This is a genomic window from Type-F symbiont of Plautia stali (genome assembly GCF_059731105.1).
In genome coordinates, this window is sequence record NZ_AP035909.1 from 3,970,687 (window position 1) to 3,986,666 (window position 15,980).

The following is a 15,980-nucleotide window of genomic DNA, read 5'->3' on the forward strand; positions in this document are numbered from 1 at the left end:
AGGTATAACTATGTCTGAGATGACTCCACGCGAAATCGTCAGCGAACTGAACCGCTTTATTATCGGCCAGGACAGCGCCAAGCGCGCCGTGGCTATTGCACTGCGCAACCGCTGGCGTCGCATGCAGCTGGATGAAGAGCTGCGCCATGAAGTGACTCCGAAAAACATCCTGATGATCGGACCGACCGGTGTCGGTAAAACAGAGATCGCCCGTCGTCTGGCTAAACTGGCGAATGCGCCCTTTATCAAGGTCGAGGCGACCAAATTTACCGAAGTGGGTTATGTCGGTAAGGAAGTCGATTCGATCATTCGCGACCTGACCGACTCCGCCATTAAGATGGTGCGCAGCCAGGCGATTGAAAAGAACAAATACCGTGCAGAAGAGATGGCGGAAGAGCGCATCCTGGATGTTCTGATTCCGCCAGCCAAAAACAACTGGGGCCAGTCAGAGCAGAGCGCGGAACCTTCTGCGGCGCGCCAGTCGTTCCGTAAAAAACTGCGCGAAGGCCAGCTGGATGACAAAGAGATTGAGATCGACCTGGCTGCAAGCGGCCCGGGCGTCGAAATCATGGCGCCTCCGGGAATGGAAGAGATGACCAGCCAGCTGCAGTCGATGTTCCAGAACCTCGGCGGCCAGAAGCAGAAACCTCGCAAGCTGAAGATCAAAGAAGCGATGAAGCTGCTGATCGAAGAAGAAGCGGCAAAACTGGTGAATCCGGAAGAGCTTAAACAGGACGCCATCGATGCCGTCGAGCAGCACGGTATCGTGTTTATCGATGAGATCGACAAAATCTGTAAGCGCGGCGGCCAGAATGCTGGCGGTCCGGATGTGTCACGCGAAGGCGTTCAGCGCGACCTGCTGCCGCTGGTGGAAGGCTGCACGGTCTCAACCAAGCACGGTATGGTGAAAACGGACCACATTCTGTTTATCGCTTCGGGGGCGTTCCAGGTTGCCAGCCCGTCCGATTTAATCCCGGAACTGCAGGGCCGTCTGCCTATCCGCGTTGAACTGCAGGCGCTGACCGTGAATGATTTCGAGCGCATTCTGACAGAGCCTAACGCGTCTGTAACCGTGCAGTACAAAGCGCTGATGAATACCGAAGGCGTGAATATTGAGTTCACCGAGGATGGTATCCGCCGGATCGCTGAGGCCGCATGGCAGGTTAACGAAACCACCGAAAACATCGGTGCGCGTCGTCTGCATACCGTACTGGAACGTCTGATGGAGGATATCTCCTATGACGCCAGCGATCGTCACGGTGAATCGGTCACCATCGATGCTGACTATGTGGGTAAACATCTGGATGAACTGGTGGCTGACGAAGACCTGAGCCGCTTCATTCTCTGATTCACGGATGTCGCACTTTTCAGAAGCCCAGCCGAACCGGCTGGGCTTTTTTATGCATGTTCTTGATCGAACGATGCTTTTTTCAGGGTGATGATTTTGCCAACAATCTGCATATAGCGATATACTTAGCATTCCTGTGGCAAACAGACGAAACCCTTATGAAATACGATACATCTGAACTCTGCGATATCTACCATGAAGAAGTGAATGTTGTTGAACCGCTTTTTTCAAACTTTGGTGGGCGCACTTCATTCGGTGGTCAGATTACCACAGTGAAATGCTTTGAAGACAACGGCTTACTCTACGACCTGCTGGAAGAAAATGGCCGCGGTCGGGTGCTGGTGATTGATGGCGGCGGTTCCGTGCGTCGGGCGCTGGTGGATGCGCAACTGGCACGTCTGGCAGCCACTAACGAGTGGGAAGGCCTGGTCATCTACGGGTCAGTACGTCAGGTTGACGAGCTGGAAGAGCTGGAAATTGGCATTCAGGCGATTGCCGCCATTCCGGCCGGCGCGGCGGGTGAAGGGATTGGCGAAAGCGATGTGCGCGTCAATTTCGGCGGCGTGACCTTCTTTTCCGGTGACCATCTCTATGCCGACAATACCGGTATCATTCTGTCAGAGGATGCGCTGGACCTCGAATAAGGTCCGACAGCAACCGGGAGCAGACATGAAAACGGGTGCCTGAGCACCCGTTTTTCACATCAGCTGAGGCTTCAAACCTCTTCCATTTTTCCCAGCAGTGCGCGCAGACGTTCCTGCCAGACGTGCTGCTCTTCTTTCAGGTGCTGATTTTCACGCATCAGCGCATCGTGGTTGCCCGCGACTTGTTGCGCATCGTTACGCAGTGAGTTGTTCTGCTCTTTCAGCTCTTCGATTTCCATCTGCAACAGGGTGATGGTATCAATCGCCTGCTGTACTTTCGCTTCCAGTTTCTCAAACACTTCAAATGACATCTTTCTGACCTCTCCTAAATTCCTGCAAGGCGTTGATGATGCCAGCGCTAGCCAGCAACGTTGTCCCGATTGTATGTACCCTCACCCCGCAAGTCCAGCAACGCGGGCGCGTCGGGCGTAGTCTGTAACACTTTTCAGTCTATGCCTGAATTTATGCTGTGCTCAGATCAACGGCACACAGAGATCTCTCCGCCACGCCCGCTATCCGGCGCATTTAAGGGCGAAAGAAAGCCGGAATACGCGAAAACGCGCATTTTTATGACACAGTACACAAAAAATGATTTCGCTATTTCTCGTTTATGTTCGTTAACGATAAATTCACACCAACCCTACAATAAAGCTGGGCGACTCATGGAATGAGAACAAAAACTGATAAAATTTAACCTCGCTTCAGGAACCACTATTATGAGTCAGACAACTAACACGCTCAAAGGTCAGTGTATTGCCGAATTTCTGGGGACAGGCTTGATTATTTTCTTCGGCGCGGGCTGTGTGGCCGCACTGAAACTCGCCGGTGCCGCATTCGGTCAGTGGGAAATCTGCATCATCTGGGGGCTGGGCGTTTCCATGGCCGCCTACCTCACCGCAGGCATTTCGGGTGCGCACCTGAACCCGGCCATTACCGTGGCGCTCTGCCTGTTTGCTAATTTTGAAGGACGTAAAGTTCTGCCTTACATCATCTCACAGGTTGCCGGTGCCTTTTGTGCCGCAGCGCTGGTCTATGGCCTCTACTACAGCCTCTTTATTGACTATGAGCAGAGCCATCAGATGGTGCGCGGCACGGTTGAGAGTCTCGACCTGGCGGGCATCTTCTCAACCTATCCTAACCCGCACATCGGTGTCGGTCAGGCATTCCTGGTTGAGATGGTCATCACGGCGGTACTGATGGCGGTCATTATGGGTCTGACGGATGACGGTAACGGCATCCCACGCGGCCCACTGGCACCCCTGCTGATCGGCCTGCTGGTCGCGGTAATTGGTGGCGCAATGGGTCCGCTGACCGGCTTTGCCCTGAACCCGGCACGTGATTTCGGACCGAAGATTTTCGCATGGCTGGCAGGCTGGGGTAACGTTGCCTTCACCGGCGGTCGTGACATCCCTTACTTCCTCGTACCGATTTTTGGTCCGCTGGTCGGTGCCTGCCTGGGTGCCGTAGGTTATCGCGCACTGATTGGCCGCTATCTGCCAGGCACCGCGAAGGAACCTGCCAGTGTTCCTGCAGACAAACCGGTTGCACGCGCTCAGCAGCGTAAAGCGTAAGTTTCACCTTTTATCATCAGGACTGAATTTATGACTACCACAGATAAAAAATACATTGTCGCGCTCGATCAGGGCACAACCAGTTCACGCGCCGTGATCCTCGATCACGACGCCAACATCGTCGCCGTCTCGCAGCGTGAATTTACCCAGATCTACCCAAAAGCGGGCTGGGTTGAGCATGATCCGATGGATATCTGGGCCTCTCAAAGCTCCACGCTGGTTGAAGTGCTGGCACACGCCGATATTCGCTCCGATGAAATTGCCGCTATCGGTATCACCAATCAGCGTGAAACCGCTATCGTCTGGGACAAAGAGACCGGTAAGCCGGTCTATAACGCCATCGTCTGGCAGGATCCCCGCACCGCAGACTACTGTAACAAACTGAAGAAAGAGGGACTGGAAGAGTATATCCAGCACACCACCGGTCTGGTGATTAACCCCTACTTCTCCGGCACCAAAGTGAAGTGGATCCTCGATAACGTTGAAGGCGCGCGTGAGCGTGCGAAACGTGGCGAGCTGCTGTTCGGCACCGTTGATACCTGGCTGGTCTGGAAAATGACCCAGGGCCGCGTACATATCACCGATTACACCAACGCCTCCCGTACCATGATGTTCAACATTCACAAGCTGGAGTGGGATCAGCGCCTGCTGGATATCCTGGATATCCCGCGTGAAATGCTGCCGGAAGTGAAATCGTCGTCTGAAGTCTATGGTCAGACCAACATCGGCGGTAAAGGCGGCACGCGTATTCCTATCGCCGGTATTGCCGGTGACCAGCAGGCGGCGCTCTATGGCCAGCTCTGCGTCCAGCCTGGCATGGCGAAAAATACCTACGGCACCGGCTGCTTTATGCTGATGAACACCGGTACTGAAGCGGTAACCTCAACGCATGGCCTGCTGACCACCATCGCCTGTGGCCCGCGTGGTGAAGTGAACTATGCGCTGGAAGGGGCGGTGTTCATCGGGGGTGCCTCGATTCAGTGGCTACGCGATGAGATGAAGCTGATCAGCGATGCCGCTGACTCTGAATACTTTGCGATGAAAGTGAAAGATACCAACGGCGTCTACATGGTGCCGGCATTCACCGGTCTGGGCGCACCTTACTGGGACCCGTATGCCCGTGGCGCGATCTTTGGTCTGACGCGCGGTGCGAACGCTAACCACATCATCCGCGCCACGCTGGAGTCGATCGCTTATCAGACCCGCGACGTTCTGGAAGCGATGCAGAACGATGCGAACACCCGTCTGCAGGCGCTGCGTGTGGATGGGGGCGCGGTGGCCAACAACTTCCTGATGCAGTTCCAGTCTGACATCCTCGGCACCCGTGTTGAGCGTCCGGAAGTGCGTGAAGTCACGGCGCTGGGTTCAGCGTATCTGGCGGGTCTGGCCGTCGGCTTCTGGCAGGATCTGGATGAAGTCCGTGCAAAATCGGTGATTGAACGTGAGTTCCGCCCAAGCCTGGAAACCACTGAACGTAACTTCCGCTATGCCGGCTGGAAAAAAGCCGTCGCCCGTGCGCAGGCGTGGGAAGAAGAAGAGTAATACCGGGGCCCGCGACCGTCTGCGTCGCGGGCCTTTTCCCCGCCCCACTCTCCCGCTGTGTTACACTGCCTGTCTGTTTTTTGTCAGGCAGAGACCATGAAACGAGAACTTGCCATTGAATTTTCCCGCGTAACCGAAGCTGCCGCTCTGGCGGGCTATCACTGGTTAGGGCGCGGCGACAAAAATGCGGCCGATGGCGCGGCTGTCCATGCCATGCGTCACGTCCTCAACTCCATTGAGATCGACGGCCAGATTGTGATCGGCGAAGGCGAAATCGACGAAGCCCCGATGCTCTATATCGGTGAAAAGGTCGGCACCGGTCGCGGCGACGCGGTCGATATTGCGGTCGATCCGATTGAAGGCACCCGCATGACGGCGCTGGGTCAGGCTAACGCGCTGGCCGTCATGGCCGTGGGCGACAAGGGCAGTTTTCTCCACGCACCCGATATGTACATGGAGAAGCTGATTGTGGGACCGGCCGCCCACGGGGCAATCGATCTCGACCTGCCGCTGGAAACCAACCTGCGTAATATCGCTATCGCGATGAACAAGCCGCTGTCGCAGTTAACCGTGTCGATTCTGGCAAAACCCCGTCATGACGCGGTGATTGGTCAGCTGCAGCAGCTGGGTGTGCGGGTTTTCACCTTCCCGGATGGCGACGTGGCCGCCTCCATTCTGACCTGCATGCCGGACAGCGAAGTGGATGTGATGTATGGCATCGGCGGTGCGCCGGAAGGCGTAGTTTCTGCGGCCGTCATCCGGGCGCTGGACGGCGATATGCAGGGCCGGCTGCTGGCGCGTCATCACGTTAAGGGCGACAGCGCGGAAAACCGTCTGCTCGGCGAGCAGGAGCTGCAGCGCTGTGCAGAGATGGGGATTGAGGCGGGGAAAAAGCTGACGCTGAGTGAGATGGCGCGCAACGACAACGTGGTCTTTGCCGCCACCGGCATTACCAGTGGCGAGCTGCTGAAAGGCATTACGCGTCAGGGCAATATCGCCACCAGCGAAACCCTGCTGATTCGCGGTAAATCACGCACCATCCGCCGTATCCAGTCGATTCACTATCTTGACCGCAAGGATCCGGCGCTTCATCCGTTTATCCTGTAACCGCCTGGTTGCCGCGCTCCGGCTGACGTGAGAGCGGCAACCAGCAGAGCAGCATCACCAGCGCCGTGAAGAACATCAGCATCCCCAGGCTGAACTGGTCGCGCTGCGGCATCATCGCTGACAGCCATGCGACCAGACCCGAGCCCAGGTTCATCAGCCCGCCAATCAGCGCGCCCGCGCTACCCGCCAGCCAGGCATAAGGCTCCATAGCGCCAGAGGTTGCCAGCGGAAAGAGCATACCGGCACCAAAAAAGAAGAGCGCGGCTGGCACCAGCAGGGTCCAGATATTCATCACGCCGAACCACGCCGGGATCCACATCAGAATGCCCGCCAGCAGGCAGCTGTTCACGCCCCACCACATCAGGCTATGCCAGGAGCCCTGCTCGCGTCCGGCAAACCAGGCGCCAAAGAAGGCCGCCGGAATCGGCAGAATAAACAGGATACTGACAGTCAGGCTGTGCAGGCCCAGCACGCCGCCCAGTAATACACCGCAGCTCGACTCAAATACCGCAATTCCGGCGAGCGCACCAATCAGCAGCACGATGTAGCGGACGAAATTCGCGTCGCTGAGCAGACGGACATAGCGTTTAAAGAAGGGCGTCACTTCCGCACTCTGCGGCCGGGTCTCCGGCAGCCAGCGCGCCATCGCGCCGGTGACCGTCAGGCAGAGCAGCAGCAGGAAGGCAAAGCAGGCATGCCAGCCAAAGAGCTGGGTCAGCAGCGCGCCAATCACCGGTGCCAGCAGCGGGCTGACCAGAATGCCCATATTCAGCAGGCTGTTAGCACGACGCAGCGCGTGACCTTCATAGAGATCGCGCGGCATGGTGCGGGCCATCACGCCAGCCACGCCGGTTCCCAGCCCCTGCACGGCGCTGCCAAGCACCAGCATATCCAGCGAGGTCGCCATCAGCGCGGTCACCGCCCCGATCATAAAGATCAGCATGCCTGCCAGGATCACCGGGCGCCGCCCCACGCTGTCCGACAGCGGGCCGTAGATCAGTTGCGATCCGCCATAGGTCATCAGATAGGCCGCCATCACGCGTTGCAGCGCGCCATCCCGCACGTTCAGCGCATCGGCCATTACCGCCATAGCCGGAACATAAATGGTCTGCGCCATCTGACCCACGGCCACCAGCACAATGAGCATCACCAGCAGCGGGCGATTTTCCAGTTTCGTCATCATGGTTATACAAAATATCTTTCTGTGAAAGGAGGTTAAAACAGCGGTTCACCCGCCGGACGTCTTATTATGGCGGGCAAAATATCAGGATTAGGTGACAAAGCGAGAGGCAGACGAAAAGGTCCTGGCTTGCGCCTGTCAAGTTTATGCACCAGCCTGTAAAGGGAATGCAACGGTTTGTCGATTCGAGCCTTTGCGAGGGCGCAGGCTGGCAATCGCGCCGGGCAGCCGCGAAAATAGTGACCTGCCTGAATCATCAACAACCAGGGAGTGAGTATGGCTGAGTGGGTCAATGCTGAAGTTAAGGAAGTCAAAAACTGGACGGATGCGCTGTTCAGTCTGCGGGTGACGGCACCGGTCGATCCCTTTATCGCCGGGCAATTCGCCAAACTGGCGCTGGAAATTGAGGGGGAACGCGTACAGCGCGCTTACTCCTACGTCAACGCGCCGAAAGACGATCTGCTGGAGTTCTATCTGGTTACGGTGTCAGAGGGCAAGCTCAGTCCGCATCTGCAGGCCCTTCAGCCAGGCGATCAGGTGATGGTCACCAAAGAAGCCGCGGGCTTCTTTGTGCTGGATGAGGTTCCGCCGTGCAGGACGCTGTGGATGCTGGCGACCGGCACCGCTATTGGTCCTTACCTGTCGATGCTGCAGCAGGGCGAAGGACTGGAACGCTTTGAAAATATCGTGCTGGTGCATGCCGCGCGTTATGCGGCCGACCTGAGTTTTTTACCGCTGATGCAGCAGCTGCAGCAGCGTTATCAGGGTCAGCTACAGATTCAGACGGTGGTAAGTCGCGAAGAGATTGCCGGTTCGCTGACTGGCCGGGTGCCTGCGCTGATTGAGAATGGCGAGCTGGAGCGGGCCACCGGTCTGACACTGGATGCAGAGAGCAGCCATGTGATGCTGTGCGGTAACCCGCAGATGGTGCGTGATACTCAGCAACTCCTGAAAGAGACACGTGAGATGCGCAAACACCTTAAGCGTAAGCCGGGACATATCACCAGCGAACATTACTGGTGAGCCGTTGAGCGGTATCGCACCGGCTGGGTCGCCGGGCCAAACCGGTTAGCACCGGGGGAGCCGCGAAAAACGCCGAGGTCGAGCAGCAGGCCCGCCATTAAAACAAAGGGAATGGCGCGTCCCAGCAGCCAGGGCAGGATGCCCGCCAGCATGCTCCAGTTCCCCACCACCAGCAGCCAGGCCACGATCACCAGCAACCCCCAGTAGCCGGGACGATCGCGATCGTGCAGCCGTTTGACGATCACTGCGCTGGCAGGCCACAGCAGGCAGACCACCCCAAAGGCCGCCATCTGGGTATCGAGCCAGTCGTTAGCCGCCAGCACGAAGAGCAGTGTCGTTGTCAGCAGCCAGACCGCCTGCCAGATCCAGAAATCACGTCGTCCCAGCCGGCCGCGCCAGGAAAAACACCATTGTTGTAACGTCATGCTTTATCATCCGGAAAAGAGAGCTGCCGCGCTTTTGACCTCGCGGATAAAAACCGTTTTAATTTGCGCCTGAGTTTACGGGACAGGATCGACAAAATGAAGAATTTGCCTGGCGCACTGCTGTTATCGTTTGCGCTGACGGTTCCGGTCTTTGCCGCCGATCCGCCACCGCAGGAGCGGACCGATGCGCTGCCTCCCGCCCCCTATCTGCTGGCGGGTGCGCCCACCTTTGATATGACTATCGGCCAGTTTCGCGAAAAGTATAATCTGGCCAATGCCGCGCTCATCCTGCCGGAGTATCGCGCTATTGATAATCGCGGTGACAAAAGCAACCTGACGCGGGCTGCCAGCAAAATCAATGAGACGCTCTACGCCTCTACGGCGCTGGAGCCCGGCACCGGCAAAATCAAAACGTTGCAGATTACCTGGCTGCCGTTACCTGGCCCGGATCAGAGCGCCTCGCAGCAAAAGGCGCTGTCCTACATGACCGCCCTGCTGCGCTTCTTTGTGCCGGGATTAAGTGCCGAAGAGGGGCGTAAAAAGCTGGAGGCGTTGCTGAATGCCGGCAAGGATTCACCCTACTATGCGCAGGTCGACGGCGCGCTGCGATTTGTCGTCTCTGACAGCGGTGACAAGGGGCTGACCTTTGCGATTGAGCCGGTCAAACTGGCGCTCGCCAGCCCCTGATGATGTGGCCGAAAATGACGAAAAGCAAAGCCATCGCAACATTTGATCTCTATACTGTCTGGCAGACAACGCTGCCGGCTGGCAGCGATTTTTCATGTATCGCGTTATGCGGAGGATAGAATGCGACATCCACTGGTTATGGGTAACTGGAAGTTGAATGGCAGCAAGCAGATCACAGCTGAACTGATCGCCGGTCTGCGCAAGGAACTGTCTGGCGTTGACGGTTGTGGCGTTGCCATTGCACCGCCGGCACTCTATCTCGAGCAGGCAAAACACGCCCTCTCCGGTAGTCACATTGCACTGGGTGCACAGAACGCAGACGTTAACCTGTCTGGTGCTTTCACCGGTGAAGTTTCCGCAGAGATGCTGAAAGATATCGGCGCGAAATATATCATTATCGGCCACTCAGAGCGTCGTACTTACCACAAAGAGAGCGATGAGTTCATCGCGAAGAAATTCGCGGTGCTGAAGTCAGTGGGTCTGGTTCCCGTGCTCTGCATCGGTGAAACCGAAGCAGAAAACGAAGCGGGTAAAACCGAAGAAGTCTGCGCTCGTCAGCTGGATGCCGTGCTGGAAACCCAGGGCGCTGAAGCGTTCAACGGTGCGGTCATCGCCTATGAGCCCGTCTGGGCTATCGGTACCGGTAAATCGGCGACCCCTGCGCAGGCTCAGGCCGTGCATAAATTCATCCGTGACCATATCGCGAAGAAAGATGCGGCAGTCGCGGAGCAGGTCATCATTCAGTACGGCGGCTCCGTTAACGACAAAAATGCGGCAGAGCTGTTCACCCAGCCTGACATCGATGGTGCGCTGGTTGGCGGTGCGTCACTGAAAGCTGACGCGTTTGCGGTCATCGTGAAAGCGGCGGCGGCGGCAAAAAGCGCCTAAGCGTTGATACACAGATTAAAGGCGGCTTAAGCCGCCTTTTTTATGGGCGCAATCAGCTGGCAGGTATGATCCTGCACCTCCTCCGCCGACCCGCTATTCAGCAGCAGCCAGTTTCGCTCTATCGCCATCAGCACCAGTCGCCCGTCGCTTAACTGCGCCAGCGCCAGTCCATATTTCCCCATCTCTGTGCGCGCCTGTGGCCGCTCACTGGCCAGACGGATAAAGGCACTCTGCTGCGCCAGTTCGGCTGGCGTCAGGGCACGCAGCCAGTAGTGATGCTGACGCAGCGTGCTGCGCTGCCACTGGCCGTTAAGCTGCGGCGTCAGCGTATCGAGTTGCCGACGCACATCGGGGCGCAGGCAGGAGAGGTGAATATGAAGCTGGTTCTGGGTGCGGCCATACTCTGAATTAATAGCCAGCGACAGAACCCGGTCGTCAATCGGCGAGCCATGCCGCTGGGCTAACAGATAGCGTTCATGCCAGGCAAAGGCAAAATAGTTGGGTGTGGCGGGCTGAAGTAAGCGCGGGCTTTCTATGCCCGTGATCCTGTCGAGCGGAATCAGCAGAAACTGCAGTGGCCCATGGATATCTTTCAGCATGGCATAACGATGTGGCCGATCGACACGCTGACAGGGCGCAGGGTTGCCACTACTCTGCTGGTGGGGCACACATTTCTCGCTGACGATCTGCCACAGCGCATCACTGTTCTTTTTAAAATGCAGTGCGGCCGCCAGCATCCCCGCAATGACCAGCACCAGCAGGATCGCCATCCCGCGGGCTGCATGACGGTGTATCGGCATAACAACGCTTCCTGAGTGGCTTCGCAGCCTGCATCCTCGCCTGGCGGGAAAAGAATGTCACGGGGAATTCTGGCTGATAGCGCAGCAGGGGTGGAGAAGAGAGGTGTCGCGTTAAGCGGTCAGCGCAGAGATGCGCTGACCGCCATGCCTTACGGTTTCATGACCTGGTCATAGCTGCCGCCATCGGCGAAGTGGGCTTTCTGAGCCTGTGTCCAGCCACCAAACTTGTCCTGAATAGTGAACAGTTTCACAGGCGCAAAGGTGCTGGAAAATTTCTTCGCAATCTCAGCATCACGCGGACGGTAGTAGTTCTGCGCGGCAATCGTCTGGCCTTCCGGCGAATAGAGGTATTTCAGATAGGCGTCCGCAACCTTACGCGTACCCTTTTCGTCCACCACCTTATCGACTACCGACACGGTCGGCTCAGCCAGAATGGATTCACTCGGCGTCACAATCTCGAACTTATCTTTGCCCAGCTTGTTCACCGCCAGATAGGCTTCGTTTTCCCAGGCGATGAGGACGTCACCAATGCCGCGCTCAACGAAGGTGTTGGTCGCGCCACGCGCACCGGAATCCTGCACCTCAACGTTTTTAAACAGCGCTCTGACGTAAGCCAGCGCTTTAGCCTGATCGCCATTGTTGTGATCCAGCGCCCAGCCCCAGGCCGCCAGATAGTTCCAGCGTGCCCCGCCGGAGGTTTTCGGGTTAGGGGTGATGACAGAGACACCTGGTTTGATCAGGTCGCTCCAGTCATGAATGCCTTTGGGATTGCCTTTGCGTACCAGGAAGACAATGGTCGAGGTGTAAGGAGCGGAGTTGTCCGGCAGACGCTGAAGCCAGTTTTTATCAATACGCCCGCGTTCTGCAATGGCATCGACATCGGATTGCAGCGCCAGCGTCACCACATCCGCCCGGATGCCGTTAATCACGGAGGTTGCCTGCTTGCCGGAGCCGCCATGGGACTGACGCACCACGACGTTGTCGCCGGTTTCCTGTTTGTAGTGCGCACTGAACGCTTTGTTGTACTGTTCGTACAGCTCACGCGTTGGATCGTAGGACACGTTAAGCAGCTGAATGTCTTTTGCCAGAACGCTGGTTGAGGCCAGCAACAGGGTAACGCCGATACTCCACTTGTTCATTACGCACTCTCCCAATGTCGTTATGGGCGTAGCGTGACATAAACCAATACAGAGCTTAAAGAATTAAAAATAAGTGGTTATAACTGTGGGGAATATAGACTGGCGATGTCGGGGCGTGCGGTAACGCACACCCCGGCAGAGGGATCAGTAGAGTTTTTTCGCGGTGTCGAGCCAGTCGCGCTTAAACGGACGCTTCATGTTTTCAATAGCGTCGATGATGTCGTGATGCACCATCTTCTCATTCTGAATACCAACACAACGACCGCCGTAGCCCTGCATCAGCAGCTCAATAGAGTAAGCGCCCATGCGTGACGCCAGAATACGGTCATAGGCACAGGGCGCGCCACCACGCTGAATATGGCCCAGCACGGTGGAACGGGTTTCGCGTTTGGTTTCTGTTTCGATAAAGCGCGCCAGATCGTCGATATCGCAGATATGTTCGGTAATCGCCACGATAGCGTGCTTTTTCCCTTTGGCGATGCCCGCTTTGATTTCCGCGACCAGCTCTTCACGGGTATAAGGGAATTCCGGCAGCACGATGAACTCACAGCCACCCGCAATGGCCGCCGCCAGCGTCAGATCGCCGCAGTAGCGGCCCATCACTTCAACGATGGAGATACGCTGATGCGACGAAGAGGTATCACGCAGGCGGTCAATGGCCTCCACCACGGTTTCCAGCGCCGTGAAGTAACCGATGGTGTAATCCGTTCCGGCAACGTCGTTGTCGATGGTGCCCGGTAAGCCGATGCAGGGGAAGCCCATTTCGGTAAGACGTTTCGCCCCCATGTAGGAGCCATCGCCGCCGATCACCACCAGCGCGTCAATGCCGCGCTTTTTCATGTTCTCGATGGCCACCTGGCGAATATCTTCATTACGGAATTCAGGAAAACGCGCAGAACCCAGGAAGGTGCCGCCGCGGTTGATCATGTCGGAGACGCTGTAGCGATCGAGATTGATCATGCGGTCTTCGTACAATCCCAGATAGCCATCATAGATCCCAAAAACTTCCAGTCCTTCACTCAGCGCGGAACGCACGACTCCACGAATAGCTGCGTTCATGCCTGGGGCGTCACCGCCGCTGGTTAATACACCAATTTTTTTGATCATGACAACCTCTGGATTTTTAAAACGAAGGGTTAATCCTGCCTGTCGATCGCTGCTGAACATCATTAAAGGCCAGCGCGACATGTGATGGCAGATAGTATATCAAAGGCTTGCTGCTGAATTGATTCAGGTCAGACAACTTTTCACTATTTTTTGCAGCAATGTTAGCGTTACGTCGTCCCTTACGTATCAAATTGATTCGTTTAGGTTAAAAACCTGGAGAATCCTCCTTCTCGAACGGTACCACAGAACAGGGGTCCTGATGGATAATTACGTCTGACCCGGGAAATGCGTCGCGTAACGCCCTCTCAACCTGATCGGCCACACGGTGCGCCTGCACCAGGGGCAGCTGGTCTTCAAGCTCCAGATGCAGCTGAATAAATTTTGTCGGGCCGGACTGGCGGGTACGCAGATCGTGCACCCCCTGCACCTGCGGCCAGTTCGTCGCCAGCGTCAGAATCTGCTGACGCTCCTCTTCCGGCAATGCGCGATCCAGCAGGGACTGCACTGCGTCGTAGCCCATACGCAACGCGCTGTAGAGAATAAAAATGCCTATTCCCAGCGCGAACAGGGCATCTGCTCTTGCAAAACCATAGCTGCTCAGCATCAGCGCGATCAGAATCGCGCCATTCATAATGACATCGGACTGATAGTGCAGCATGTCAGCCCGAATGGCCTGACTGCGGGTTTTCCGCACCACCCAGCGCTGAAAGGCCACCAGTAACAGGGTTGAACTCAGCGCGACAACCGTCACCACAATCCCGACACCGGGAGCCCGCAGAACATCCGGCGACGCCAGATGTTGCAGGCCGGTCAGGAACAGAAACAGCGCCGAGCCCGAAATAAACATGCTCTGAGCCAGTGCCGCCAGCGATTCCGCTTTACCGTGCCCGAACGTATGGTCTTCATCGGCGGGCTGCAGCGCATAACGCACCACCAGCAGATTCGTGAGCGACGCGGCAATATCAACCAGCGAGTCCACCAGCGAAGCGAGCAGACTCACCGAACCGGTGTACCACCAGGCAAAGATTTTCACGATCAACAGCACCGACGCGAGAAGGGTAGCGGCCAGCGCAGCACGCTTTACCAGTCGGCCATAAGAGGGTTGCATGCCGGATCCCCTGCACCCCATCATCAGATGAGGCGTATTCAGATGGAAGAAAGGCTGAAGTCTAACACCCTGAGGCGGGCAATGCTTAAGGAGGCGCAACGGAGAGAGGTTCTTTACGGCGGGGGCGACCGATAAAAACAAGCCCCGGCCTTTGAAAAGGACGGGGCAGCGTGTCATACACATCAGTGCCAGACCCTGAGTTTCAGGTCTGTTCAGGAAACGTTGCAGCTGTTACTTTTTGCCGCCTTTCTTACCGGCTTCTGATGCTTTTTCACGATCGTTTTTAAAGTTTCCGCCGCCGCTGCTCTGGCCGCCTTTTTTACCGGCTTCAGAGGCCTTTTGCGGATTATCTGCGAAATTACCTGAACCACCACGATGCTCTGCCATAATTTACTCCGTTAATAGATTCATTCGGGATTACATAATGTGGTTGTTGCTCCCTGAGACTTCGCGAAATCACTTCACTTCCCTGCAGTGACAGGATTAAGTGTAGATAAAGCCAGGGCGCCAGCAAGCGCAACGGTAAAATCCCTATCTTACTGAAAAATAGTATTTATTTTTCCGACCAGACGAATAAATATACTCTTTTCAACGGGTTAAAATATTTTTTCCCTGTTTTGCCCTGCCAGTGCGCTTAAACGCAATCAGAACCCCGGTCAGTTCATCTTTCAGCAACTAAAAGCCGGTAAAGGGCCAACAGGCGCTAACAAAACCGGGGTTTTGTTGTGCGGTGATGATTCGGGTCAAAACAGAAAAAGTGAAAAAAAGATAAAAAAAACCCCCGCCATCATGGCGGGGGAAGACAGGGATGTGTCTATGGCAAGGAAAACAGGGATACTATGTTACTGGTTACTGCTGGTACTACTCACTGCCTGCAGCGATGAGGCCGACTGCAAATTCGAAAACTGGCGCAGCTCGTTCAGCCGCCGCTGGTAGTTCTTCTGTAACGTGGCCTGCTGGGCCGGCGTTAACAGCTGAAACATCTGATTCTGTACGCGTGCCATCTCAACCTGCTGTTCAACCTGAACTCTGGCGATAATTTCCGCTCTGTTGCGGATGGCCGCTTCGTTAAACTGGTCTGCAGTCACTAACTCATGAAGTGCTGCGATATCGTCAATATGAACCACCGGGCGATCATGTCGGGCCTGTTGCATCAGGTCACGCATCTGCTGACGTTGCTCTTCAGTCAGCTCAATGCCATCGAACATGTGGCTTTGCGGATTTTGCGTCATACTGCCTGTCGGAAATCCGCCATGATGCATCTCGTCAATCGTCGTCGCATCTTTAGCACCTGCACTGGCGATACTCAGGGTCATCGCTGAGGCAAGGACGACGGCGGTTAATTTGCGCATCGTGTACTCCAGTTCGTTCCGTTTTGCGATTCAACGAGAGCCAGTGTACGGCGACAGCT

17 protein-coding genes are annotated in these 15,980 nt (G+C 56.2%); 8 read left to right on the plus strand and 9 right to left on the minus strand.

Annotated features, from left to right (window positions below; translation table 11 throughout):
* The first annotated feature begins 10 nt into the window (after nucleotides 1-10).
* Both hslU and rraA read left to right on the plus strand, forming a co-directional pair.
* Nucleotides 11-1,348, plus strand: a complete 1,338-nt coding sequence (gene hslU, locus AC6I7A_RS18920; RefSeq protein ID WP_009088030.1) for an ATP-dependent protease ATPase subunit HslU — start codon at nucleotides 11-13, stop codon at nucleotides 1,346-1,348.
* Nucleotides 1,349-1,506: 158 nt separating this feature from the next.
* The gene (gene rraA, locus AC6I7A_RS18925; RefSeq protein ID WP_009088032.1) at nucleotides 1,507-1,992 is read left to right on the plus strand and encodes a ribonuclease E activity regulator RraA; all 486 of its coding nucleotides are present in this window, start codon (nucleotides 1,507-1,509) and stop codon (nucleotides 1,990-1,992) included.
* A gap of 71 nt (nucleotides 1,993-2,063) precedes the next feature.
* Here the strand turns inward: rraA and zapB are convergent, their stop codons facing one another.
* Nucleotides 2,064-2,303: a cell division protein ZapB gene (gene zapB, locus AC6I7A_RS18930; RefSeq protein WP_003851242.1), complete on the minus strand. Its 240-nt coding sequence runs from the start codon at nucleotides 2,301-2,303 to the stop codon at nucleotides 2,064-2,066.
* A 405-nt stretch (nucleotides 2,304-2,708) separates the two neighbouring features.
* Here zapB and AC6I7A_RS18935 point away from each other — a divergent pair, with 405 nt between their 5' ends.
* The 3 genes from AC6I7A_RS18935 to glpX all read left to right on the plus strand — a co-directional run bounded on the left by AC6I7A_RS18935 (nucleotide 2,709) and on the right by glpX (nucleotide 6,212).
* Nucleotides 2,709-3,563, plus strand: a complete 855-nt coding sequence (locus AC6I7A_RS18935; RefSeq protein ID WP_009088034.1) for an MIP/aquaporin family protein — start codon at nucleotides 2,709-2,711, stop codon at nucleotides 3,561-3,563.
* Between the two features lie 30 nt (nucleotides 3,564-3,593).
* Complete coding sequence (glpK, locus tag AC6I7A_RS18940) at nucleotides 3,594-5,105, plus strand: glycerol kinase GlpK (protein ID WP_009088036.1); 1,512 nt, start codon at nucleotides 3,594-3,596, stop codon at nucleotides 5,103-5,105.
* A gap of 96 nt (nucleotides 5,106-5,201) precedes the next feature.
* The gene (glpX, locus tag AC6I7A_RS18945) at nucleotides 5,202-6,212 is read left to right on the plus strand and encodes a class II fructose-bisphosphatase (protein ID WP_058957357.1); all 1,011 of its coding nucleotides are present in this window, start codon (nucleotides 5,202-5,204) and stop codon (nucleotides 6,210-6,212) included.
* On the opposite strand, the gene emrD is transcribed toward glpX, so the two are convergent.
* The gene (emrD, locus tag AC6I7A_RS18950) at nucleotides 6,202-7,395 is read right to left on the minus strand and encodes a multidrug efflux MFS transporter EmrD (RefSeq protein ID WP_082668189.1); all 1,194 of its coding nucleotides are present in this window, start codon (nucleotides 7,393-7,395) and stop codon (nucleotides 6,202-6,204) included. The genes glpX and emrD overlap by 11 nt on opposite strands.
* A 273-nt stretch (nucleotides 7,396-7,668) precedes the next feature.
* Between emrD and fpr the strand changes: the two genes are divergently transcribed.
* Nucleotides 7,669-8,415, plus strand: a complete 747-nt coding sequence (gene fpr / locus AC6I7A_RS18955) for a ferredoxin--NADP(+) reductase (RefSeq protein ID WP_058957358.1) — start codon at nucleotides 7,669-7,671, stop codon at nucleotides 8,413-8,415.
* Here the strand turns inward: fpr and AC6I7A_RS18960 are convergent.
* Nucleotides 8,406-8,840, minus strand: a complete 435-nt coding sequence (locus AC6I7A_RS18960) for a DUF805 domain-containing protein (RefSeq protein WP_058957359.1) — start codon at nucleotides 8,838-8,840, stop codon at nucleotides 8,406-8,408. The genes fpr and AC6I7A_RS18960 overlap by 10 nt on opposite strands.
* 96 nt (nucleotides 8,841-8,936) lie before the next feature.
* Between AC6I7A_RS18960 and AC6I7A_RS18965 the strand changes: the two genes are divergently transcribed.
* The gene (locus AC6I7A_RS18965) at nucleotides 8,937-9,527 is read left to right on the plus strand and encodes a DUF1454 family protein (RefSeq protein WP_058957360.1); all 591 of its coding nucleotides are present in this window, start codon (nucleotides 8,937-8,939) and stop codon (nucleotides 9,525-9,527) included.
* Nucleotides 9,528-9,647: 120 nt separating this feature from the next.
* A complete protein-coding gene (tpiA, locus tag AC6I7A_RS18970) occupies nucleotides 9,648-10,415 on the plus strand; it encodes a triose-phosphate isomerase (RefSeq protein WP_009088051.1) in 768 nt (255 codons plus the stop codon).
* 26 nt (nucleotides 10,416-10,441) lie between these two features.
* On the opposite strand, the gene AC6I7A_RS18975 is transcribed toward tpiA, so the two are convergent.
* From AC6I7A_RS18975 to cpxP, 6 genes are all read right to left on the minus strand, one after another.
* On the minus strand, nucleotides 10,442-11,215 hold the full coding sequence (locus tag AC6I7A_RS18975) for a CDP-diacylglycerol diphosphatase (protein ID WP_058957361.1): 774 nt from the start codon (nucleotides 11,213-11,215) through the stop codon (nucleotides 10,442-10,444).
* A gap of 149 nt (nucleotides 11,216-11,364) precedes the next feature.
* Nucleotides 11,365-12,354 (minus strand): sulfate ABC transporter substrate-binding protein, encoded by a 990-nt coding sequence (locus AC6I7A_RS18980; protein ID WP_009088055.1) that lies wholly within the window; start codon nucleotides 12,352-12,354, stop codon nucleotides 11,365-11,367.
* Between the two features lie 144 nt (nucleotides 12,355-12,498).
* The gene (gene pfkA, locus AC6I7A_RS18985) at nucleotides 12,499-13,461 is read right to left on the minus strand and encodes a 6-phosphofructokinase (protein WP_009088057.1); all 963 of its coding nucleotides are present in this window, start codon (nucleotides 13,459-13,461) and stop codon (nucleotides 12,499-12,501) included.
* A gap of 205 nt (nucleotides 13,462-13,666) precedes the next feature.
* Nucleotides 13,667-14,569 carry a CDF family cation-efflux transporter FieF gene (fieF, locus tag AC6I7A_RS18990; protein WP_058957362.1) on the minus strand — a complete coding sequence of 301 codons (903 nt, stop codon included), beginning with the start codon at nucleotides 14,567-14,569 and terminating at the stop codon, nucleotides 13,667-13,669.
* 231 nt (nucleotides 14,570-14,800) lie between these two features.
* Nucleotides 14,801-14,956 carry a con-10 family general stress protein gene (locus tag AC6I7A_RS18995; RefSeq protein ID WP_010258211.1) on the minus strand — a complete coding sequence of 52 codons (156 nt, stop codon included), beginning with the start codon at nucleotides 14,954-14,956 and terminating at the stop codon, nucleotides 14,801-14,803.
* Nucleotides 14,957-15,411: 455 nt separating this feature from the next.
* Complete coding sequence (gene cpxP / locus AC6I7A_RS19000; protein WP_046100843.1) at nucleotides 15,412-15,921, minus strand: cell-envelope stress modulator CpxP; 510 nt, start codon at nucleotides 15,919-15,921, stop codon at nucleotides 15,412-15,414.
* Between the last annotated feature and the right edge of the window lie 59 nt (nucleotides 15,922-15,980).